The organism is Aeromicrobium sp. 50.2.37 (genome assembly GCF_024655735.1).
In the GTDB taxonomy this organism is placed as follows: domain Bacteria; phylum Actinomycetota; class Actinomycetes; order Propionibacteriales; family Nocardioidaceae; genus Aeromicrobium.
On the sequence record NZ_JANLGG010000036.1, the window covers coordinates 1 to 20,266 of the forward strand.

Below are 20,266 nucleotides of genomic sequence, written 5' to 3' on the forward strand. Positions count from 1 at the left end.
AGGGCGTGCAGGTGCGCGAACGCCTGGAGCGGCGAGCGGCTCCACACCGGCACGAGGCCCAGCAGCTCCGTGCCGAGCCGGACCGCGGCACGCGCGACGGCGTCACCTCCGCCGGCCGCGAGCAGCTCGACCGCGGGATCGTGGTCGCCGTCGACCGCGGGGAGGTCGCTGCCCTCGAGCCGTGCGGTCGCCACCGCGCCCAGGAGGAGGGAACGGGCCGTGTCCTCCGGGGTGCTCCGACGCAGCCCGCGGTCGCGCAGCAGGGCGTCGATGCCGTCACGGGTGGCGGCGAACGCCGACGGCACGCCCTCGAGGGAGGCCGCGGGCAGGAACGGATCGGGGGAGGCTGACACGCCCGAAGCGTACCGAGCGGGCGCGGTCCGACCGGTAGCCTGCGGGGGTGAGCGAGCTGTTCGACCAGTCGGCCCGCGTCTCGTCCCCCGGGACCGACGAGGCGCACGACCGACTCGTCAAGTGGTTGGTGGGCGACCGACTGTCCTGCGTGCTCCTCCTCGAGGACTCCTCGCTCGCGTTCAGGCTCGCGGCCCAGGGCCACGAGGTCGTGGTGGCCGGCGACGACGTGCGTGCGGTGCGCTCCGAGGAGGTCCTCTACGTGCGCTCCGCCGGCCCCCGGCTCCCCTTCGTGGCCGACTCCTTCGACGCCGTGGTGGCCCCCCAGCTCTACGACGACCAGACCGTGCTGGCCGAGTACGCCCGTGTCCTGCGTCCCGGTGGCGTGCTGTCGACGCTGTCGCGCACGCACGACGAGAACCTGCCGTGGGTCCGTCGCCTGCGCGAGGTGGTCGGACGCCGACCTGTCGCGGCCGCTCCCGTCACCGACACGCTCGGCGCCTCCGGCCTCTTCGCCGCACCCGAGACCACCGAGACCGCCACCTGGGAGGAGCTCGACCTCCCCGCCCTCCTGCAGTACGCCCGCGAGACCGGACGCCAGCCGGTGGAGGAGTCCACGCTGTCGCGGGTCCGCGAGCTGTTCGACCAGAACACGGCCCAGAGCGGGAGCCTGCGGCTGCGTCACCTGCTGCGCGGCGTGCGATCCCGCGTGCAGAAGAGCAGCCCGCCCCTCGGGTCGCAGCAGCCCGAGACCCTGCTCTTCGACCTGCGGTGAGCGTCGTGACGAGCCCCGACCACGCCACCGACCTGGCGGGCGCGGCGGCCGATCCCGACGTGCACCGCCCCGTGACCTTCGCCGCCGTGCGCGGTTGAATGGTCGAGGTTCGTCGACGAAGGAGAGACATGGCACTGCGCGGACTCGGGTACACGACCCGGCGGGTGCGCCAGTCGTTCACCCACTTCCGGAACGGGCCCCAGCTCCTGGCGGCGATGGCGCGCGGTGGCGAGGTCACCTTCCGGACCCGCTCCGGACTGACGATCCACACCCCTAACTCGCCCGGGGCGCGCTTCCCGGTCTACGAGATCACGGCCGACGACGTGTACCGCGTCGACGAGCTGGTGGCGGGCCTGCGACCCGACTTCGTGGCGGTCGACGTCGGCGCGCACATCGGCAGCTTCTCGACGGCCGTCTGCTCGCGGGCACCGGGCGCCACGGTGCACGCCTACGAGGCCTCGCCCTCGACCGCCGTCTGGACCCGCCGCAACGCCGACGCCAACGGGTTCTCCGAACGGCTCCACGTCCACGCGGAGGCCGTCTCCGACCACCGCGGCACGCTGCGGTTCGTCGACAACGGCGAGGCCAGCGCGCACAACGGGCTGACGGCCCCTGACGGTCTCGGCACCGAGGTCGAGGTGCCGTGCGTGACCTTCGCGGACGTGCACGCGGCCGCCGGCGGACGCATCGACCTGCTCAAGAGTGACGCCGAGGGAGCCGAGTACGGCTACATCCTCGGCAGCGACCCGGCCCTGTGGACCGACGTCCAGCGCGTGGTCATGGAGTACCACCCGGTGCCCGGTCACGACCTGGGCGACCTCACCCGCTTCCTCGGCGACGTGGGGCTGACCCTCGTGCGCGACGAGCCCTCCACCGACAAGCCCGGCCTGGGCAACGCCTGGTTCTCGCGCGTCGCATGACCCGACTGCCGCCGGCCCTCATGCCGCTGTGGCCCGCCGCGAAGCGGACCCACCGGGCGGCCACGCGGGGCGTGGGGGTGCTCGCCCGGGCCGTCGGTGACGGCGGACCGCGCTCGGCGCCCGCGCAGGTCAGCCCGACGTCGCGCGCGACCGCCGCCGGCGAGCCGGACACCGTCCGGGTGCACGAGGTGGGCCGGCCGCTCGACCTGGTGCGCCAGGAGCCCGTCGGGCGGCCCACCGGCCTGCGGTTCTGGGACGACGTGCGGGTCCTGCGTCGCCCTCCGCGCTCGGTGCTCGAGGTCAGGGGTGGACGCCTCGTGGGCGAGTCGGCCGCGACGATCACGCCCGCGGGCACGCTCGACCTCGAGACCAGCCACTACTTCGGGATCCGTCGGCCGACCGAGCACCCCGTGCACCTGCGCCTGCGGATGCCGGCGCCCGAGGACGTGACCGGCACGGTGCTGTCACTCGCCTCGCACGCGTCGGGACGCAACTACTACCACTCCCTCATGGACGCGCTGCCACGCTGGGGCCTGTTCCAGGAGCTGTTCCCCGGCGAGCGGCCCGACCGCGTGGTGGTCGGCCACACCAGCCGCTGGGACCGGCAGCTCGTGGCCATGACCGGGCTCGACCGGCTGCACCTCGTCGAGCCGTCGGCGGGGATGCACCTGCGGGCCGAGCGCCTGCTGGTGCCGGCGGTCGACAACCAGACCACCCTCGCGCCGCCCTGGGTCACCGCGTGGCTGCGCGAGAACCTGCCTGCCCGTGACGTGTCCGACCGGCCTCGGCGGCTCTACGTCACCCGCGGTGACCGCCCGAACACCCGCCGGTACGTCCAGGAGGCGGACCTGCTGCCGCACCTGGAGCGCCAGGGCTTCGTCCGCTTCGACCCCGGCTCGGTGGACGTCCAGGAGCAGATCGACCACTTCGCCGCCGCCGACGTCGTGGTGGCGCCGCACGGCGCCGGGCTGGTGAACCTGAACTTCGCGCCCGAGGGCGTGCGCGTGCTCGAGCTGTTCGCGCCCCGCTACCTGAACCCGGGCTACTGGGCGATCACCGACAACGTGCCGGGCTCGACGTACCGCTACGTCGTGGCCGAGCCGGTGGAGCACGAGCGCCGGGAGCGCGCGATGAACCGGGTGCAGGCCGACGTCGACGTGCCCGTCGACACGGTGCTCGACGCGCTGTCGGACCTGCTGTCGGCCTGAGGAGCCGAGAGCGCCGTCAGCGCACCCGGCGGATCCAGAGCGACGACGGCGGGTTCGGGTCGTCGGCCAGGGGCACGTAGTCGTCGAGCAGCTCGCCGAGGACCTCCTCGTGGTGGTGGCGCACCAGGGGTGTCGAGAGCGTGACCTCGAAGGCGCTGTTGAACGCCAGGAACGTCTGCACCACCATCGCCTCGTTCCAGTACACGGGCCAGCGCTCGCCGAACAGCCACGTGTCGGCCGGGAACGGCGTGTTGTACGGGAAGTGGACGTCGTGGATGTGCACGTGCACGCCGGGGGCGAGCGCGGGCAGCACCTCGAGGAAGAGGTAGGCGACGTCGCTGTCGATCTTCAGCGCGTGGGAGGAGTCGATGAACAGCACGTCGCCGTCCTCGAGGTTCTCGAACCGGCTGAGCGGCACGTCCTGGACGAAGCCCTCGACGAGCTCGAAGTCGGGCAGGGTGCGCAGGGCGTCGAACGGGTAGGGCTCGATGCAGGTGAGGCTCAGCGGGGACCCCTCGGCGGCGTTCTGCTGCGCGGCGAGGGAGGCGTAGTAGGTCGAGAGCCCCGACCCGACCTCGAGGTAGCGACGCGGCTTGTGCTCGCGCAGGACGTAGTAGAGCGTGCGGGCGTCGAGCTGCGGGTAGCCCGGGCCGAAGCCGCGTCCGGTGTTGTCCAGGTAGTCACCGGTGACCCGGCCGAACTCCGGCTCCCACCGCTCCACCAGCCCCCGCAGGGTCGTCGTGAGCGCATCGACGTCGAGGTCGAGCCCCGCCAGGGCGCTCGGTCGGTCCCACCGCTCGCGGGTGTCCTCGATCTCGGACAGCACGGGCAGCGTGGAGTAGTAGTCGGCCCGCTTGACGATGTTGAGGCCCGCCTTGCCGAGGACGGCGTGGGCAGCACGCACGCGACCGCGCCTCAAGCCGAAGACCGCGCGGTCGAGCCCGGAGACGACCGGGCCGGGCAGGACCTTGGCGGCGCGCTCCTTCGCCGAGGGCGGCCGGTGGGCGGGGACCGATGGGGTCGTCGTCATGCGAGCGATCGTACGGAGGCCGGGACGCCGGGGACGGGCGAATCGCCGCGCCTCGGCAGCGGTGTGGTCGCGGTGGCGAGATGCATCGTCAGGTCCTCCCAGGACACGCGCGGGCGGCGGTCCACCGGTCTCAACGAGCCAGGGCGGCCCAGGTCACCCGGTACCGGTCACCCGGCTGCGACCTAGACTTCCGCGCGTGGAGTTCCTCAACGGCCTGCAGCCCTCGCACGACCTCACGTACAGCGACGTCTTCATGGTGCCGCGACGGTCCGAGGTCACGTCGCGGTTCGACGTCGACCTCTCGACCGGCGACGGGACGGGCACCACCATCCCGCTCGTCGTGGCGAACATGACGGCCATCTCGGGCCGCCGGATGGCCGAGACGATCGCCCGCCGTGGTGGCATCGCGATCATCCCCCAGGACATCCCGCTCGACGTCGTGGCCGCGACGGTGCAGCGGGTCAAGGCCGCGCACACCCTGTACGACACCCCCGTCACCGTGCCGCCGACGACCACGGTGGGCGAGGCGCTCAGCCTGCTGCCCAAGCGCGCGCACGGCGCCCTGGTCGTCGTCGAGGACGGCCGGCCCCTGGGGCTGGTGACCGAGCGCGACGGCCTCGAGGTCGACCGGTTCACCCAGGTCCAGGAGGTCATGAGCACCGACGTGCGCACCGTCGCGGCCGGCCTCGACCCCCGGGACTACTTCGACGCCCTGGCGGGGAGCCACCTCGCCGTCGCACCGGTCGTCGAGGAGGACCGCATGGTCGGCGTCGTCACCCGCACGGGTGCCCTGCGCTCCACCCTCTACGCCCCCGCCACCGACCCGGACGGCCGCCTGGTGGTGGGCGCGGCGGTCGGCATCAACGGCGACGTGCGCGCCAAGGCGCAGGCGCTGCTGGAGGCGGGCGTGGACGTGCTCGTCGTCGACACCGCCCACGGCCACCAGCACAAGATGCTCGACGCCCTGCCGCTCGTCCGCGAGGTCCGCGACGAGGCGGCCGCACGCACCGGGCGCCGCATCCCGATCGCGGCCGGCAACGTGGTGTCCGCCGACGGCGTCCGCGACCTGGTCGCGGCCGGTGCCGACATCGTGAAGGTGGGCGTCGGGCCGGGTGCGATGTGCACCACGCGCATGATGACCGGCGTGGGGCGTCCCCAGTTCTCGGCGGTCCTCGAGTGCGCCGCTGCCGCCGGCGAGCTCGGCGCCCACGTCTGGGCCGACGGCGGGGTCCGCTACCCGCGCGACGTCGCGCTCGCGCTCGCCGCCGGGGCGGCCAACGTGATGATCGGGTCGTGGTTCGCCGGGACGCTCGAGAGCCCCGGCGACCTCAAGGTCGACGCCGACGGTCGCGCCTACAAGGAGTCGTTCGGGATGGCGAGCTCGCGGGCGGTGGCCAACCGCACCCGCGACGCCGCCGGCTTCGAGCGGGCTCGCATGGCGCTGTTCGAGGAGGGCATCAGCTCCTCGCGGATGTACCTCGACCCGGAGCGTCCCGGCGTCGAGGACCTCGTGGACGCGATCGCCGCGGGCGTCCGCTCCAGCTTCACGTACGCCGGCGCCCGCTCGCTCCCGGAGTTCGCCGACCGCGCGGTCGTCGGGCTGCAGAGCTCGGCCGGCTACGACGAGGGCCGCCCCCTGCACCGGTCCTGGTAGGGCCGCCGCCCCTCCGGCCTCTCGACACCGGCCTCCGAGTCGAGGAGCCACCCCTCGACAGGCTCGGGGAACGGGCAGCTCGAGGACTGGTCAGCGGGTGAGGTGAGGCTGGGAGTCGGCCCAGGTGCCGATGCTCTGCGCGATCCGTTCGCCGACGGCACGGTGCATCGCAGGCGAGTAGTGGAAGCCGTCAGGGATGGCCACGGCCAGGTCGCCCCCGGCCACCGAGTCGACCAGGTCGGCCACGCGCACGAACCGGACCTCGGGGTCGTCGAGGCGGCGGACGAGGCCCTCGAGCGCCTCGTTCATGCGGTGGATGCGCCGCGGCATGCCCGGGAACCAGCTCACGTACTTCTCGTGCGGGGGCAGCAGCTCGACCAGGTGCACCAGCGGGCTCCCGACCTTGCGCACGTGGCGCACGTAGGCCTCGAGATCGGCCACGACCTGCTCGTGACGCCGCGTGCGCACACGGTGGCCGATCCTGACGTCGACCGCGGCCTGGACGCGCGCGAGGAACATCCACACCGGCCGGACCAGTCGGCGCCGGTACAGCAGACGCAGCCCGCGCGGCCGCCCGCGCAGGCTGTTGGCGTGGCGCTCGAGCCACCGTGGCAGGAGCAGGTGGATGGTCTCGTAGTGGCCGTAGACGAGGACGATGGCGTCGGGCGAGAAGCCCAGGACCTCGCGCTCCCACGTCTGCAGGACGCTGTGGGTGGGCTCCGACGCGACGCTGTGGGTCTGGACGGTGCACGGGCGCCCGCTCGCGAGCAGCCGCTCCTCGATCACCCGCGGGAAGATGAAGTCGGTCCGCGGACCGCCCATCCAGGAGATCCAGTTGACGGTCGACGCACCCTTGACGAGCACGCGGACCGGCAGCGGGAGCGCTGCCGCGCCGTCCGTCCCCGACGGGTCCGAGGTGGTCACGCCGTCAGACCACCGTCGACGACCAGGACCTGTCCGGTGAGGTAGGTGTTCGCGGGGTCGGTCAGGAACCGGCACACGCGGGCGATGTCCTCGGGGTCGCCGAGGCGACCGGCCGGGGTGCGCCGCTCGATCTGGACCAGCTGGCCCTCGTCGAGCCCGTGGCTCATCTCGGTGCGCAGGTAGCCGGGGGCGATGCCGTTGACCACGATCCCTCGCGAGCCGAGCTCGCGGGCGAGGGCACGGGTCATGCCGTCGAGCGCCGCCTTCGACGCGCTGTACACGGCGAGACCCCGGTAGCCCGACAGGCCGACGATGGACGAGATGTTGACGATGTGGCCGCTGCGCCGTGCGAGCATGCGGCGGCTCACCAGGCGGGTCATGTAGACGGTGCCCTTGATGTTGAGGTCGACCACGGTGTCGACGTCGTCGTCGGAGAACAGCGCCAGGATCCCGTCACGGGCCACGCCGGCGTTGTTGATGAGCACGTCGACCCGCCCCCACCGGTCGATCACGGACTTCACGAACGCCTCGGCGTCCTCCACCCGGGACAGGTCGGCGGGCTGGAAGAGGAAGCGGTCGGCCGTGGCCGGGTCGGACTCCCACGCGTCGACCTCGTCGGTGCGGCTGCGCGAGCAGGTGGCCACCAGGTCGCCCTCGGCGAGGTAGGACCGGACGATGCCGGCACCCAGACCACGGCTGCCGCCGGTGACGATGACGACGCGTCCCCCGGTCTGCCCGGTCGGCTCGGTCGGCTCACTCGGCTCGGTCTGCTCGGGACTGGTCACTGCTGTCTCCTGACGATCTTCCCGCCGGCGGTCGCGACGTCGTCGACGAAGCGGATGCTGCGGGGGCGGGCGGCTGGGGGGAGGTCGGAGCAGGCGGCCTTGAGGCTCGCCTTGAGGGCGTCGTGGTCGTGTCCTGGTGCGGCCACGACCTCGAGCGCCACGACCGACCCGGTCATGGGGTTGGGGCGGGCGAACACGCGGGCGACGTCGACGCCGGGCACCGCGCCGACGCGCTCCTCGATCGGCAGCGGGTGGACCTTGACCCCGCCGACGTTGATCACCTCCGAGGACCGGCCGCGGAAGAGGATGCGGTCGTCGACGACCTCGACGAGGTCCCCGGTGGGGCGCCACGCGTCGGGATCGACCGGCTCGTCGCCGTGGTAGCCGAGCATGCCGGTGCGCGACCGGATCCACAGCTCGCCGTCGACGATCCGCAGGTCGACGTCGGCGTCGTCGCCGCGATCGAGGACGTCGGTCGAGAGGCCGGGGCGGTCGTCGCGCTGCGACCCGGTGGACCCGAACTCCGACGCCGCGTAGACCTGCGACACCGAGGCCGACGGGAAGGCGGCGCGCACGTCGCCGAGCAGCGGACCGGGGATCGCCTCCCCGCCCATCGTGACCTGCTCGAGCGGCGGGAGACCGAGACCGTCACCCCGCGCCTCGGCCAGCAGGAAGCGCCAGTAGGTGGGGGTGGCGCTGGCGTGGGTGACGCCGAGCGCGCGCATGGCGGCCAACCCCTCGCGAGGGCGGCGGGGGGCGGGGGCCACGAGCGTGGCGCCCGCGGCGAGCACGTGCAGCAGCACCTGCAGCCCGGCGAACTGGTGCAGCCCGTACGCCAGCAGCCAGCGCTGCTCGGGGGCCGGTCCGACCCGACGGACCCCGCGCAGCAGCCGCTCCCAGTCGTGCCGCACGCCCCGCGGCGCTCCCGTGGTGCCGGTGGTGAGGACGAGGTGGGGGCGCGCCCCTCCCGCCGCGACGGTCTCGGCGACGGGGCCGCGGGAGTCGTCGCCGAGCAGGTCGCGGACGTCGAGCACGGTGGCGGCGGCACCGCCGAGGTCGTCGCGGTCGGTCACGAGCACGTCGTGGTCGAGCCGACGTGCCAGGTCGGCGACCTCGTCCGGCTCCACGGGCGGGTAGAGGCAGACCTCGGCCCCCACCAGCGAGGCGGCCGCGAGCAGCGGCAGGACGTCGGCCGCCTCGAAGTCGACGACGCCGATCCGGCGGCCGCCCTGCGCGTCGCCGGCGAGGCCGGTCAGTGCCGATGCTGCACGCTCGGCTGCCTCGAGGACCTGCGCGTACGTCCACGAGCCGTCGTGGGTCACGACGGCCACCCGGTCGGGGTCGACGTCGACGACCCGGCGCAGCAGCTCGTGCACGACGGTCTAGGAGGCGCCGGCGACCGAGGCGTAGAACGCCTGGATGTCCGCGAGCGTCTGCGGCATGTCACCCGCGGAGTAGGGGTCGCTGCCGTGCTCGTCCTCGAGCGTGGCCGAGAGCTCCGCGGTCTCGAGCGAGTCCAGGTCCGCACCCCCGACGTACAGCGGCGTCGTGGCGTCGAAGCCCTCGGGCAGCTTGTCGAGGCTCGTGAGGAACGCGACGACCGTGCGTTCGACGTCGGCGGGCGCGGTGCTCATGCTGTCTCCTGCGTCTCGGGGAAGGTGGCTGGTCCGCCACGCCGTGCACAACGACGTGACCGGGCGGGCGTCACGTGCGGAGTCAGTCGGGTCGGCGGGCGGCCACGATCCCGTAGCCGAAGGTGCCGTCGCGCCAGAGCTCCTCGAGCACGTCGCACGAGCGCACGAAGGCCTCGTGGCCCTCCTGGCCGATGAGCTCGACCACCGCGTCGCGGTGGGTGGCGGCGTTGGCGCGCCACCGGTCGAACGTCGGCAGGGTGTGCTGCGTGAGGTCGTCGGCCACCTCCACCTCGAGGCCGAGCGCCGCCAGGGCGTCGGCGTAGTAGTCGAGCGGCTCGAAGTGGGCGTCACCGAAGGCCGCGCGCAGGGTCGCGAAGTCCTCACGGCGTGCGCGGACCTCGGCGAAGGGGATCTCGCGGTGCCGCAGCAGGTCGCACAGGACGACCCGACCGCCGGGTCGGACCACCCGGGCGCACTCGGACAGCAGCGCAGGACGATCACGCATCAGGTGCGCCGACTCCAGCGCCCAGGCCACGTCGAACGACGCGTCGGGGAACTCGTTGTCGGTGCCGTCGCGCTGCTCGAAGCTCACGCCCTCGACGCCCAGGTCGGCGGCGCGCTGCCGTGCCGTCTCCACGCCGACCGCGCTCGTGGTGATGCCCACGACCTCGACCCCGAAGCCGGTCGCGAGGGCGCGCGCAGGCCCGCCCGAGCCGCAGCCGACGTCGAGCAGGCGCAGCGTCGCGCCGGAGGCGGCGGCCTCCGGGAGGCGCGCGGCCTCGACCATGCGGCGGGTGAGCGCCGCGGTGGCCACGTCGAGCGGCTCGTCACCGTCGTCGAACACGCCGTAGTGCAGCTCGTCGCCCAGCAGGAGCTGCCACGCGGCCGTGACGTGGTCGTAGTGCGCGGCCGGCTCGTAGGTGGGTCCCTGGCTCATGAGGCTGCCTCCGTGACGTCGCGTGATCCGACCCGGCGGGCCGGGGACCCCATGACGACGGCGCCGTCGGGGACGTCGGACAGCACCACGGAGTTGGCCCCGACCATGGCCCGACGCCCGATCGTGACTCCGCCGACGAGCACGGCGTTGGCACCGATGACCGCTCCGTCGCCGATCGTGGCGAACTCCTGGTTGTCGGCGCCCCGCTCGTCGTAATAGCGGGCTGCGCAGGTGACGCCGCCGGCGAACGTCACGTCACGGCCGATGACCAGTCCGAAGCCGATGGTGGTGCCCACGGGGTGGGCCATCATGAAGCCCGGCCCGACGGTCATCCCGGCACCGAGGTCGGCGCCGATGAGCACGTTGGCGAGGGTGCGCAGCTGGTCGGCGAGCCGGCGACGGCCCGCGCGGTACAGGCACTGCTGGCTGCGCAGGATCAGGCTCGCGAGCAGGCCGGGCAGCGAGGGCAGACGCACGATCACGGCGGGCCACGAGGCCCGCGCTCCCGGGCGGTAGCGCTCGTAGTCGGAGAAGACGAGCTGGGAGAAGCTGAGGTGGTCGGGCGACGAGGCGACCCCGGATTCGGTGACCATCGAGCGTCAGCCTAGGGCACCGGAGGCCGGCTTCGGGGCGTTGTGCGCCAAACCGCGACCGACAGCAGCGACACGCTGACGACCGCCACGCCCAGCAGCACGATCGCCACCGCGGTCGCCGAGTCCGACCCCGCCGCCAGCACCACGCCGACGACCATGACGGGGGTCAGGGCGAACTCGATGCGCGACGCCACGCCGCCGCGCTCCCGTCCCTGGAGGATCGCGATGAGCACGCGGCGCAGGCCCAGCAGGCCCATCGCGGGGACGAGCCAGTGGGCGATCGGCACGGCGTCGAGGAACGCGGGGCCGAAGGCGATCTCGATGACGGGCTCGGCGAGCACGGCCACCACGACGACGATGGGCACGAGCACGCCCACGCAGAGGACCAGGCTGCGGCGCACGAGCCGGCCGTCACCGCCGGCTGCGGCCTGGGCCGCCGAGAAGCGGGGCAGGAGCACCACGGCGATGCCGGAGCCCAGCATGGCCGCGAGCGAGGCGAGGGCGCCCGCCGTGGCGTAGAGACCGAGCGACACCGTGCCCGCGACCGCGCCCACGAGGATGCGGTCGAGGCCGAGGCCGTCGATCGGTCCCAGGGTGCCCACGTAGGTGGACCGGGCCAGGCGCCACAGGTCGGACTCCTCGAGCGGCTCACCTCCGCGTCGAGGCGCGAGCAGTCGCACCCCGACCGCGAGGCCGAGCGCGAACGAGCCCACCATCACGAGGCACACCCCGAGGGCCGTGGCGCTGTCGGTGACCAGCAGGACCACCACCAGCGCGAACGTGACGAAGGTCTGCGGGAGCAGGGTCGCGACGGCCACCCGGGCCATCGAGGAGCCCTCACCGAGCAGGGCCGACGTGACGATGCGGAACGCCATGTTCTCGAGCGCGAGCAGGACGACCGCCAGGCCCAACCACCACGTGCTCGACGCCGAGAGCCCACCGTGGGCGAGGACGAAGACGACGCCGAAGGGCACCGCGCAGACCACCGCCAGCACCGACCACCGCGACGCGAGGTGACCGATGCCGTCGCGCGCGGTGACGCCCCGGTCGGCGAGCCGCTTGATCACGACGTTGGGCAGGCTCCCACCGAGGGTCAGGGCGGCTCCGGTCCCGGACAGCGCGACGACCAGGGCCACCTCACCGCGCCCCTCCACGCCGAGAAGCCGCGCGGAGATGATGCCGCTGACGGTCATGAGCAGCTGGACCACGAAGCCGCCACTGACGACGGCGAGCCAGGCGATCCGCTCGCCCCAGCGTCCGGTCTCCTGCGCGGTGGTCACGCGGGCTCGCCCGACGGCCCCGACGGCCCCGACTGCTCAGAGATGCCGAGCATCGCGCGGGCGTAGCGTCCGGGCGTGACGAGGTCGCTTTCGCGCGTCGTCACGCGGTAGCCCGGCGCGAGCACGGTCCGCAGGGCACGTCCGACCGACCCGACGTCCAGGTCGCACGCCACCCCTGCACCCAGCGCCCGGGCCTCGCGGGCCCGCACGACCGACCCGGCGGTGACCACGGGGACCCCGGCGGACTCGGCCTTGCCCATGATGCCGCTCGGCCCGTTGTTGGTGAGCAGCAGCGGGATCGCGTCCATCGCGGCGATGTAGCGGTCGAGCGTGGGGTTATCGAGGTAGGCGTCCCGGACGAGGAGCCGCCCGCGGTGCTGCGGGTCGAGCCCGTCGACCCAGGCTCGGACCTCGGGCGTGAGGGCGCCGGCGACCACCAGCACCGCGTCGAGGCCCTCGGCCACGATGGCGTCCAGGATCATCGGCGCGTTGCGGCGCTCGCTCACGAACCCGAAGACGCCCACGAGAGGGGTGTCGGCGGGCAGGTCGAGCTCGGCCCGCCACCGTGCCCGGTCCGAGGCGTGGGCCGTGCCGTCGTTGGGATCTCCGATGCGGCGGACCACCACACCGGTGCCCAGGTCGTCACGTCCGGAGAAGCCGACGACACGGTGCAGGCAGCCTCGCGCCATCGCGAGCAGCGCCAGAGTCGCCTTCGGGACCCGCAGCCGCCACCCCGTCACGTCGGTCAGGGCGAGCCGGGCCGGGTAGCGGGTGAGCATGAAGGTCACCCGCGGTCGTCGCGGTAACGCGCGCAACGCAGCCGGCGCGTGGAGCCACCACCGCTTGAGCGGCTGGTCACCGTCCATGACGAGCACGTGCCCGACGTCGGACCGTGCCCGGCACAGCTCGGCCACGGCCAGGGCCACCGACCGGGTGGGCGGGAGGACTCCGTCGAGCACCTCGACCACCTCGAGCTCACCCGCGCGGCTCTGCGCACCCAGGTGGGCCACGAACTCCTCGGTCTCGGCGGCACCGCGCGACGTGAGGAGCACGACGGGACCCGATCGAGCGGCCTCCTCGACGACGAACGAGACCGACTGGAAGTGGTGCCCCGTGTGGTCCGGATCCACGACGAGCGTCGCCGTGCGGTCCGCCATGCGCGCTCCTGTCGTCGTCCGGTGGCGCGCCAAGACTACATTCGTCCCCGGGACCGGTCGCCGGTTCCGAGAGGAGTGACGATGTCCTGGTTGAGGAACACCGCCGTCCACGGCCTGGCGCGCCGAGGGCTCGCCCTGCGCCGACACCCGGGGGCCCGCCGTCAACGACTCCTCGACGCCCTCGGCGTCGACCTCGTCGTCGACGTCGGCGCCGCGCGCGGAGGATTCGCCCAGGAGATCCGCTCCTTCGGCTACGCCGGACGGATCGTGTCGTTCGAGCCTCTCGCCGCCGCGTTCGCCGACCTCGCCGCGACGTCGGCGCCCGACGCCGCGTGGGAGGTCCGCCCCCGCGCCCTCGGCTCGACGCCCGGTCAGGCCGAGATCAACGTCGCGTCCAACAGCGACAGCAGCTCCCTGCTGCCCATGGACGACCGGCACGTGGCCGCGGCACCCCAGGTCGGCTACGTCGCCACCGAGACCATCACGGTCGCCCGGCTCGACGACGAGCTGGCCGACGACCCGGCCCGGCGTCCGTTCCTGAAGCTCGACACCCAGGGCTTCGAGCGCGAGGTCCTCGACGGCGGGACGCAGGCCCTCGAGCGCGCCGTCGGACTGCAGCTCGAGCTCTCCTTCGTCCCCCTGTACGCGGGCGGGATGCTCGTGGACGAGGCCGTCTCCTTCGCCTACGCGCACGGCTTCGTGCTGGCGGCCCTCGAGTCCGGGTTCTCCGACCCCGGCGGCGCCGTGCTCCAGGCCGACGGGATCTTCGTCCGGTCCTGACGGGTCGGCACACCGTCCCCGCCCGCCCGCGCGGCGACCCGTAACCTCGACCAGCCGACGAGGTTGAATGGGTGCCGAACCGCGAGGGAGCCCCGTGTCCGACCAGACGTTGACCAACCGTGTGCGTGAGACCGCCAAGCTCGCGCTGCGGCGTGCGCTGCAGCGGGCCGACCTCGAAATCGGCCGCGGCTCGTACGCGTCCCGGCTGGCCGCCACGCTGCGCTCGCGCGGGATCGACACGGTCGTCGACGTCGGCTCCAACGTCGGCCAGTTCTCGACCCTGCTGCGCAGCGCCGGCTACGCCGGGACGATCCACGGCTACGAGCCGCTGAGCGGTGCCTACGCCGAGCTCGCCGCGCGCGCCGCCAAGGACCCGCGCTGGACGGTCCACCACGCTGCCGTCGGCGCCGCGCCCGGCAGCCTCACCATCAACGTCTCGGCCAACTCCTTCTCCTCCTCGATCCGACCGATGACCGACGCCCACCGCACCGCGGCACCCGGGTCGGACTACGTGGCCAGCGAGCCCGTCGACGTCACGACCGTGGCCCTCCTCGTGCAGGAGCACGGGATCGTCCCCGAGCGCAGCCTCCTGAAGATCGACACCCAGGGCTTCGAGGACGAGGTGCTGCAGGGCGCGGGCGACCTCGTCGGACGGTTCGCCGCGATCCAGCTCGAGCTCTCGTTCGTCGAGCTCTACGCGGGCCAGCGCCTCCACGACGAGCTCGTGCGCGACCTGCAGGCCGCGGGCTACCGGTTGCAGCAGCTCGACCCCGGCTTCTCCGACCAGGACGGTCGTCTGCTCCAGGTCGACGGCCTCTTCGTCCTCACCTCCCACGATCGCTAGGAAGACGTCCGTGCACCCTCGAGTCCGTTCCGTGGTCCGTCCCGCCGTGATGACCGTCAACACCCCCGTCGCGCGAGCGCGGGCCACCCGAGCGCTGGCCGCGGCTCCGCGACCCTTCAAGCTCGAGATCGGCGGCATCGAGCCCCGTCCGGGCTGGGTCGTCACGAACGTCAACGCCGTCACGCGCCTCTACCTCGACGCCACCGCGCCGTGGCCGATCGAGGACGGCGCGCTGTCGCACGTGTACTCCGACAACGTCATCGAGCACCTGCCGCTCGCGGCCGGTCGTGCCCTCATGGCCGAGGCGCACCGGTGCCTGCGGCCGGGCGGGGTGATCAGGTTCGTCACGCCCGACCTGCGCGCGCACGTCGACCGCTACCTCGCCGGCACGTCGCCGTGCGGCCACGCCGAGGCACGCGTGTACGAGGACATGGGCCTGACGGTCGAGCACCCCCTGGACTGGGTACGCATCCCGATCGCGTCGTTCGGTCACCACGAGGGCTACGTCTACGACGCCGAGACGCTCTCCGCGGAGCTGACCCGTGCCGGGTTCACGTCCGTCGCCCGTGCCGACCTCGGACGCAGCGTCCACCCCGAGCTGGACGGCCTGGACAACCGGGTCGAGGAGGGCGGGGCCCAGATGGCCGTCGAGGCCGTCCGCTGACCCCGTGCCGACGCTGTCCTATCCTCCTGCCATGCCGCCCGGAAGACTCACGTCGGCGCTGGCCACGTCGATCTGGAGACGCCGCCACCCCGCGTGGGCGGGGGGCCGCCCGGGTCACGTGCCCCCGACGCTGCAGCTGCGACCTCGGACCCTCCCCCGCACCGTCACCGACTCCTTGGCCGTGCGCTGGGCCGCTCGACGCGCGGGCGCCGACAAGCCCCCATGGCTCACGGCCGACGCCGTCGCGGCGCTGGACGACCTGCTGCTGCCCGACGACCGCGCCCTGGAGTGGGGCTCGGGCGGGACCACGCTGTGGCTGGCGCCGCGCGTCGCCTCCGTGACCTCGGTCGAGGGGGCACGGGCGTGGCACGACGACCTCTCGGCGAGGTTGCGCGACGAGCACGTCGAGAACGTCGACCTGCATCTCGTGCCCTTCGACGAGCTGGGGTACGAGACGCCCGAGCACGAGGCGGCCTACGTCGGCGCGGCACCCGAGCTCGAGCCGGAGTCGCTGGGGCTCGTCCTCGTCGACGGCGAGTACCGCGACCGGTGCGCGCTGCGCGGCCTCAGCCTCCTGCGCCCCGGTGGCCTCCTGGTGCTCGACAACGCCGAGACCTACCTGCCCTCGACCACCCGGTCCCCGTGGCACGTGAGCCGCCCCGCGACGCCCCACTGGGCCGAGCTCGTGGAGCGCACCCGGGGGTGGCGCCGTCTCTGGACCACCAACGGCGTGTGGGACACCGCCCTCTGGATCAAGCCCGGACGCTGAGCCGACCTCCGCCGGCAGCCTGCCGGCGCTCCACCTGCTCGGCGAGGTTCGCGGCCCACGTGGCCGGGGTCGTCCGACGCGCCAGCGACCGACTGACGGCGGAGAAGCTCGCCAGCCGCTCCGGCGGGAGCGCGCTCGTGCGCAGCATCGCCCGCGCCCACGCCTCGACGTCGCCGGCGGGCACCACCCAGCCGTTGGCACCGTCCTGCACGAACCCTGCCGCGGCACCGGCGAAGTCCGTGGTCAGCACGGGCAGGCCGCACGCCGCCGCCTCGTGGACGACGACGCCGTACGGCTCGATGTGCGAGGGCAGCACGAAGCACGAGGACCGACGCATCAGCTCGGCCACCTCCGGCGGCGCGAGGAAGCCGTGCCTGACCACGCCGTCCAGGCCGTCGAGCAGCTCGGCCTGGGGACCCATGCCGACCACGTCGAGGCCCCACGGATCGTCGGCCAGCTCCCGGTACCGGCGGTAGGCCGCGGCCAGGACGTCGACGCCCTTGTGGTCGACGAGGCGTCCGCACCACAGGAACCGGCGACGGGACCCGATCTCGTCGGCCGTCCGCTCCTCGCTGTGGAAGATCGCGTCGTCGGCGGTGAGCGAGCCTCGGATGACGTCGGCCGCGCCGAAGCCCAGCATCCGGGCGTAGACCTCGGAGCGCTCGCTGGGCACCATGGCCGCGTCGGCGACCGTGGCGACGTACCAGCGGCTCACCGCGCGACCCAGCCACTGTCGCGGCGCCCCGCGCCAGAGGTTGTCCATCACCAGGATGCGCACGACCGACGACGGGACCGCTCGCATCACCGCACGGTAGGACCGCGAGAAGTTCCACGCGCTCATCACCACCGCGTCCGGGTCGAAGCGCGACACCCGCTCGACCAGCTCGGCAGGCGATGGCTCGCTCGACCACAGCAGGTGGTCGGCGTACTCACCGATGCCGAGGTCGCCGAACGCGGTGTCGCGCATGGCGCCCACGGCCACGTCGGGCGAGCCGGGCTGCACCACGAGCAGGTCGTGGCCGAGGGCATGGAGGGCTCGGTACTGGGCGTCGAGGTAGCCCGTCATCCCGTTCCCCAGGAAGGCGATCCGCACAGGCGCAGGCTAGCAACGCCGCGGCGACGTCGGGGCGCTTCGCGCGGCGACGTCGTTGCGCTTCGCGCCAGGGCGGGGTCCGACGTCAGCGCAGGATGATCGCGAGCCCTCGCTCGAAGGAGGCGTCGAGGTCGGGATCGGGCTCGACGATGCCGACGGCGGCGGCCTGGCGGTGCAGCTGGGTGGCCTGGGTGTGCCCCACGACGTAGAGCAGCAGGGTGCGGGCGACGTCGCGGTCGCTGTGCGCGGCGAGCGCCTCCTCGAGCGCGAAGACCCCGAGCCGGAATGCTGCCGTGGTGGCCACCACCTCGGCACCGTCGCGCACGGCCAGCATCGCGTCGCGCAGCCGGGCGGACGTGGCCGCGAGGTCCGCGTCGACCTCCACGTCGGCCACGATCCGGTCGGCCATGAGGCCCAGGAGGGTCTGCTTGTCGGCCACGTGGTGGTACAGCGCACCGGGCTGCACGCCGAGCTCGGCGGCCACCCGGCGCATGGTGCAGAACTCCAGACCGTAGGAGTCGAGCACGCGCAGGGACCCCGCCACGACGTCGTCGAGGCTGTTCGCCACGGCGGTCTCCTCCCGGTCGGGTCGCCGATGTGCCACACTACCTGAACGGCGTTCACCTGAACGCTGTTCAGTCTCCTGCACTCCGCCCCCCATCGGCCGAAGGACGCACGATGCCCAGCACCAGCACCTCCCCGTCCAGCACCACCTCGCCGCGCTCCCGCCGCCTCACCACCACCGACCTCGCGCTCGTGGCGGTCTTCGCCGCCCTCACCGCGGTGTGCGCCGTGGTGGCCGCCCTGCCCTTCGGCGTCAACGGCGTGCCGGTGACCCTCCAGCTGTTCGCCGTGTTCCTCGCCGGTGCGGTGCTCGGCGCGCGGCGCGGGTTCCTGGCGATCGCGCTCTACCTGGCACTCGGGGCGATCGGCCTGCCGGTGCTCGCCGGTGGCCAGGCCGGACTCGCCCCGTTCGTCGGCGTCACCGCCGGGTACCTGTGGTCGTTCCCGTTCGTCGCCCTCGCGGTCGGGTTCGCGGTCGAGCGCGCCCGGGCCGCCGGAGTGGCCGTGACGGCCGTCGTCGTCGCCGTCGGGGGGCTGGTCGGCGAGGCGATCTGCTGGTTCGCCGGCGGCCTGGGCATCGCCCTCTACGCCGACACCCCGCTCTGGACCACGCTCAAGGGTGCCGCGGTCTACGTGCCCGCCGACCTCGTGAAGCTGGCCGTCGCCGCGGTCGTCGCCGCCGCCGTGCACCGTGCGTTCCCGCAGCTGCTCGCCCGCCGATGACCCCCACGAGGACCCCGTGACGGCTGGACGAGACTGACCCCATGGCGAGGATCGAGCTGACCGACGTCACCGTCACGGCCCCCACCGCCGACGGTCACGTGACGCTGCTGCGCGACGTCAGCGCGTGCCTCACCGAGCAGCGGGTCGTCGTCGTGGGCGCCAACGGCTCGGGCAAGTCCACGCTCGCGCGCCTCGTGAACGGCCTGGTCACGGCGTCGACCGGGACCGTGCGCGTCGACGGGCTCGACGTGGCCACCGACGGTCCGGCGGTGCGTCGCCGGGTGGGCTTCGTGTTCACGCAGCCGTCCGCGCAGCTCGTGATGCCGACCGTGCTCGAGGACGTGGCGCTGTCGTTGCGCCGCCACGTCCCCGACAAGCGCGAGCGCGAGGCCCGCGCCCGCGCCGTGCTCGCCGACATCGGCCTGGGCGACCACGCCGACACGTCGGTCCACGCGCTCTCGGGCGGTCAGCAGCAGATGCTGGCCCTCGCCGGCGTGCTCGCCTGCGAGCCGTCCGTCGTGGTCGCCGACGAGCCGACCACCCTGCTCGACCTGCGCAACGCCCGCGCGGTGGAGGAACGCCTGCTCTCCATGCCCCAGCAGCTCCTCCTCGTCACGCACGACCTCGCCCTCGCGCGCCGCTGCGACCGCGCACTCGTGGTCGAGGACGGGCGCGTGAGCGTCGACGCCGACCCGGAGACTGCCGTGGCGCACTACGTCGAGAGTGCCCGTCGATGAGGCGGGGCCGATGAGGCGGGCCCTCCCCCTCGGGCTGCACGTGCCCGGTGACTCGATCTGGCACCGGATCCCGACCGGTCGCAAGCTGCTCGGGGTCGTGGTCGTCGGCGTGCTGGTGGTGGCCCTGCCCGGGCCCTGGCCGCCGGTCGTCGCGCTCGGCCTCGCGACCGGCGTGGCCGTGCACGCCGGGGTCCCGTGGCGCTCGCTGGCCCTGGGGGTCCGGCCGCTCCTCGTGGTGCTGGCCGTCCTGGCGGCCTTCCAGACGTGGCAGCGGGGCTGGCCGGTGGCCGTGGAGATCGTGGCGACGACCCTGACCCTCGTCGTGCTCGCCACGACCTTCACCGCGACGACCGCCACCGACGACCTGCTCGACGCGATCGTGCGCATCGCGGGCGTGCTGCGTCCCCTCCGGGTCGACCCCGAACGCGTCGCGCTCGCCTTCTCGCTCGCGATCTCGTCCATCCCCACCGTCATGACGCTCTTCGACGAGACCCGTGAGGCCGCCAAGGCGCGGGGCCTCGAGCGCAGCCCACGCGCCACCCTCGCACCGTTCGCCGTGCGCACGGTCGCCCACGCCCACGACGTCGGCGACGCCCTCGCCGCGCGCGGCCTCGGCGACTGACGGCGCCGCCCAAACCCTGCGTTGTGAAGGGATATCGACGATTCCCGTGCCCCGAATCGTCGACAACCCTTCGAAACACGGGGCGGGGCCGGAGAGCTTGGCTGGGCTCGAGGTCGGCGCATTGGCGGGGCTCCCGGGCCGCGGCGCCCGTTTCGGACACTTCCGGGGCGGTCGGAGGGGGCTGCATGCCCCGGAACTGTCCGATCCGCGCGTCGTGAAGGG

Annotated in this window: 22 protein-coding genes and 1 pseudogene; 11 read left to right on the forward strand and 12 right to left on the reverse strand. The window is 73.6% G+C overall.

Annotation, left to right across the window (positions count from 1 at the left end):
- A pseudogene (locus NUV38_RS15470) lies at window positions 1–353 on the reverse strand (hypothetical protein); the annotation flags it as partial.
- A 47-nt stretch (window positions 354–400) separates the two neighbouring features.
- Between NUV38_RS15470 and NUV38_RS15475 the strand changes: the two are divergent.
- The 3 genes from NUV38_RS15475 (at window position 401) to NUV38_RS15485 (ending at window position 3,254) form a co-directional block, all read left to right on the forward strand.
- Window positions 401–1,126, forward strand: a complete 726-nt coding sequence (locus NUV38_RS15475) for a class I SAM-dependent methyltransferase (RefSeq protein ID WP_257729979.1) — start codon at window positions 401–403, stop codon at window positions 1,124–1,126.
- Between the two features lie 128 nt (window positions 1,127–1,254).
- Complete coding sequence (locus NUV38_RS15480; RefSeq protein ID WP_257729980.1) at window positions 1,255–2,046, forward strand: FkbM family methyltransferase; 792 nt, start codon at window positions 1,255–1,257, stop codon at window positions 2,044–2,046.
- Entirely contained in the window at window positions 2,043–3,254 is a 1,212-nt protein-coding gene (locus NUV38_RS15485) for a DUF563 domain-containing protein (protein ID WP_257729981.1), read from the forward strand. The genes NUV38_RS15480 and NUV38_RS15485 overlap by 4 nt, the downstream gene beginning before the upstream one ends.
- 16 nt (window positions 3,255–3,270) lie before the next feature.
- Here NUV38_RS15485 and NUV38_RS15490 read toward each other — a convergent pair whose 3' ends face one another.
- On the reverse strand, window positions 3,271–4,284 hold the full coding sequence (locus NUV38_RS15490) for a class I SAM-dependent methyltransferase (protein WP_257729982.1): 1,014 nt from the start codon (window positions 4,282–4,284) through the stop codon (window positions 3,271–3,273).
- A 196-nt stretch (window positions 4,285–4,480) separates the two neighbouring features.
- On the opposite strand from NUV38_RS15490, the gene NUV38_RS15495 reads away from it, so the two are divergent.
- Entirely contained in the window at window positions 4,481–5,938 is a 1,458-nt protein-coding gene (locus NUV38_RS15495; RefSeq protein ID WP_257729983.1) for a GuaB1 family IMP dehydrogenase-related protein, read from the forward strand.
- 90 nt (window positions 5,939–6,028) lie between these two features.
- Here the strand turns inward: NUV38_RS15495 and NUV38_RS15500 are convergent, their stop codons facing one another.
- The 8 genes from NUV38_RS15500 to NUV38_RS15535 form a co-directional block, all read right to left on the reverse strand.
- Window positions 6,029–6,862 (reverse strand): SGNH/GDSL hydrolase family protein, encoded by an 834-nt coding sequence (locus tag NUV38_RS15500; protein ID WP_257729984.1) that lies wholly within the window; start codon window positions 6,860–6,862, stop codon window positions 6,029–6,031.
- Complete coding sequence (locus tag NUV38_RS15505) at window positions 6,859–7,647, reverse strand: SDR family NAD(P)-dependent oxidoreductase (protein ID WP_257729985.1); 789 nt, start codon at window positions 7,645–7,647, stop codon at window positions 6,859–6,861. The genes NUV38_RS15500 and NUV38_RS15505 overlap by 4 nt, the downstream gene beginning before the upstream one ends.
- The gene (locus NUV38_RS15510; RefSeq protein WP_257729986.1) at window positions 7,644–9,023 is read right to left on the reverse strand and encodes a class I adenylate-forming enzyme family protein; all 1,380 of its coding nucleotides are present in this window, start codon (window positions 9,021–9,023) and stop codon (window positions 7,644–7,646) included. The genes NUV38_RS15505 and NUV38_RS15510 overlap by 4 nt, the downstream gene beginning before the upstream one ends.
- 6 nt (window positions 9,024–9,029) lie before the next feature.
- On the reverse strand, window positions 9,030–9,281 hold the full coding sequence (locus NUV38_RS15515; RefSeq protein WP_055969676.1) for a hypothetical protein: 252 nt from the start codon (window positions 9,279–9,281) through the stop codon (window positions 9,030–9,032).
- Between the two features lie 82 nt (window positions 9,282–9,363).
- The gene (locus NUV38_RS15520; RefSeq protein ID WP_257729987.1) at window positions 9,364–10,218 is read right to left on the reverse strand and encodes a methyltransferase domain-containing protein; all 855 of its coding nucleotides are present in this window, start codon (window positions 10,216–10,218) and stop codon (window positions 9,364–9,366) included.
- Window positions 10,215–10,811, reverse strand: a complete 597-nt coding sequence (locus NUV38_RS17120; RefSeq protein ID WP_308219704.1) for a DapH/DapD/GlmU-related protein — start codon at window positions 10,809–10,811, stop codon at window positions 10,215–10,217. Before NUV38_RS17120 ends, NUV38_RS15520 begins: the two co-directional genes overlap by 4 nt.
- Before the next feature lie 11 nt (window positions 10,812–10,822).
- Window positions 10,823–12,091, reverse strand: coding sequence for a lipopolysaccharide biosynthesis protein (locus NUV38_RS15530; protein WP_257729988.1), 1,269 nt, complete (start codon window positions 12,089–12,091; stop codon window positions 10,823–10,825).
- Window positions 12,088–13,248, reverse strand: coding sequence for a hypothetical protein (locus NUV38_RS15535; protein ID WP_257729989.1), 1,161 nt, complete (start codon window positions 13,246–13,248; stop codon window positions 12,088–12,090). Before NUV38_RS15535 ends, NUV38_RS15530 begins: the two co-directional genes overlap by 4 nt.
- Before the next feature lie 81 nt (window positions 13,249–13,329).
- On the opposite strand from NUV38_RS15535, the gene NUV38_RS15540 reads away from it, so the two are divergent.
- From NUV38_RS15540 to NUV38_RS15555, 4 genes are all read left to right on the forward strand, one after another.
- A complete protein-coding gene (locus NUV38_RS15540; protein WP_257729990.1) occupies window positions 13,330–14,028 on the forward strand; it encodes an FkbM family methyltransferase in 699 nt (232 codons plus the stop codon).
- A gap of 94 nt (window positions 14,029–14,122) precedes the next feature.
- Window positions 14,123–14,872, forward strand: a complete 750-nt coding sequence (locus NUV38_RS15545) for an FkbM family methyltransferase (protein ID WP_257729991.1) — start codon at window positions 14,123–14,125, stop codon at window positions 14,870–14,872.
- Window positions 14,873–14,903: 31 nt separating this feature from the next.
- Entirely contained in the window at window positions 14,904–15,536 is a 633-nt protein-coding gene (locus NUV38_RS15550; protein WP_257729992.1) for a methyltransferase domain-containing protein, read from the forward strand.
- A 31-nt stretch (window positions 15,537–15,567) separates the two neighbouring features.
- A complete protein-coding gene (locus NUV38_RS15555) occupies window positions 15,568–16,305 on the forward strand; it encodes a class I SAM-dependent methyltransferase (protein ID WP_257729993.1) in 738 nt (245 codons plus the stop codon).
- Here NUV38_RS15555 and NUV38_RS15560 read toward each other — a convergent pair.
- Both NUV38_RS15560 and NUV38_RS15565 read right to left on the reverse strand, forming a co-directional pair.
- Complete coding sequence (locus NUV38_RS15560; RefSeq protein ID WP_257729994.1) at window positions 16,289–17,398, reverse strand: glycosyltransferase family 4 protein; 1,110 nt, start codon at window positions 17,396–17,398, stop codon at window positions 16,289–16,291. The genes NUV38_RS15555 and NUV38_RS15560 overlap by 17 nt on opposite strands.
- Window positions 17,399–17,483: 85 nt before the next feature.
- Window positions 17,484–17,966, reverse strand: coding sequence for a TetR family transcriptional regulator (locus NUV38_RS15565; protein ID WP_257729995.1), 483 nt, complete (start codon window positions 17,964–17,966; stop codon window positions 17,484–17,486).
- A gap of 110 nt (window positions 17,967–18,076) precedes the next feature.
- Here NUV38_RS15565 and NUV38_RS15570 point away from each other — a divergent pair, with 110 nt between their 5' ends.
- From NUV38_RS15570 to NUV38_RS15580, 3 genes are read left to right on the forward strand one after another with little or no spacing between them, the layout of a single operon-like run.
- Window positions 18,077–18,685 carry a biotin transporter BioY gene (locus NUV38_RS15570; protein ID WP_257729996.1) on the forward strand — a complete coding sequence of 203 codons (609 nt, stop codon included), beginning with the start codon at window positions 18,077–18,079 and terminating at the stop codon, window positions 18,683–18,685.
- A 41-nt stretch (window positions 18,686–18,726) separates the two neighbouring features.
- Entirely contained in the window at window positions 18,727–19,422 is a 696-nt protein-coding gene (locus tag NUV38_RS15575; protein ID WP_257729997.1) for an energy-coupling factor ABC transporter ATP-binding protein, read from the forward strand.
- 10 nt (window positions 19,423–19,432) lie between these two features.
- The gene (locus NUV38_RS15580; RefSeq protein WP_257729998.1) at window positions 19,433–20,044 is read left to right on the forward strand and encodes an energy-coupling factor transporter transmembrane protein EcfT; all 612 of its coding nucleotides are present in this window, start codon (window positions 19,433–19,435) and stop codon (window positions 20,042–20,044) included.
- Window positions 20,045–20,266: the final 222 nt, after the last annotated feature.

What these genes read in the sequence shown, in the direction of transcription:
- NUV38_RS15480 (WP_257729980.1), top strand. Translation starts at nt 1,255, where the DNA reads ATGGCACTGCGCGGACTCGGGTACACGACCCGGCGGGTGCGCCAGTCG.
- NUV38_RS15485 (WP_257729981.1), top strand. Translation starts at nt 2,043, where the DNA reads ATGACCCGACTGCCGCCGGCCCTCATGCCGCTGTGGCCCGCCGCGAAG.
- NUV38_RS15490 (WP_257729982.1), bottom strand. Translation starts at nt 4,284, where the DNA reads ATGACGACGACCCCATCGGTCCCCGCCCACCGGCCGCCCTCGGCGAAG.
- NUV38_RS15515 (WP_055969676.1), bottom strand. Translation starts at nt 9,281, where the DNA reads ATGAGCACCGCGCCCGCCGACGTCGAACGCACGGTCGTCGCGTTCCTC.
- NUV38_RS15520 (WP_257729987.1), bottom strand. Translation starts at nt 10,218, where the DNA reads ATGAGCCAGGGACCCACCTACGAGCCGGCCGCGCACTACGACCACGTC.
- NUV38_RS17120 (WP_308219704.1), bottom strand. Translation starts at nt 10,811, where the DNA reads ATGGTCACCGAATCCGGGGTCGCCTCGTCGCCCGACCACCTCAGCTTC.
- NUV38_RS15535 (WP_257729989.1), bottom strand. Translation starts at nt 13,248, where the DNA reads ATGGCGGACCGCACGGCGACGCTCGTCGTGGATCCGGACCACACGGGG.
- NUV38_RS15540 (WP_257729990.1), top strand. Translation starts at nt 13,330, where the DNA reads ATGTCCTGGTTGAGGAACACCGCCGTCCACGGCCTGGCGCGCCGAGGG.
- NUV38_RS15555 (WP_257729993.1), top strand. Translation starts at nt 15,568, where the DNA reads ATGCCGCCCGGAAGACTCACGTCGGCGCTGGCCACGTCGATCTGGAGA.
- NUV38_RS15570 (WP_257729996.1), top strand. Translation starts at nt 18,077, where the DNA reads ATGCCCAGCACCAGCACCTCCCCGTCCAGCACCACCTCGCCGCGCTCC.
- NUV38_RS15575 (WP_257729997.1), top strand. Translation starts at nt 18,727, where the DNA reads ATGGCGAGGATCGAGCTGACCGACGTCACCGTCACGGCCCCCACCGCC.
- NUV38_RS15580 (WP_257729998.1), top strand. Translation starts at nt 19,433, where the DNA reads ATGAGGCGGGCCCTCCCCCTCGGGCTGCACGTGCCCGGTGACTCGATC.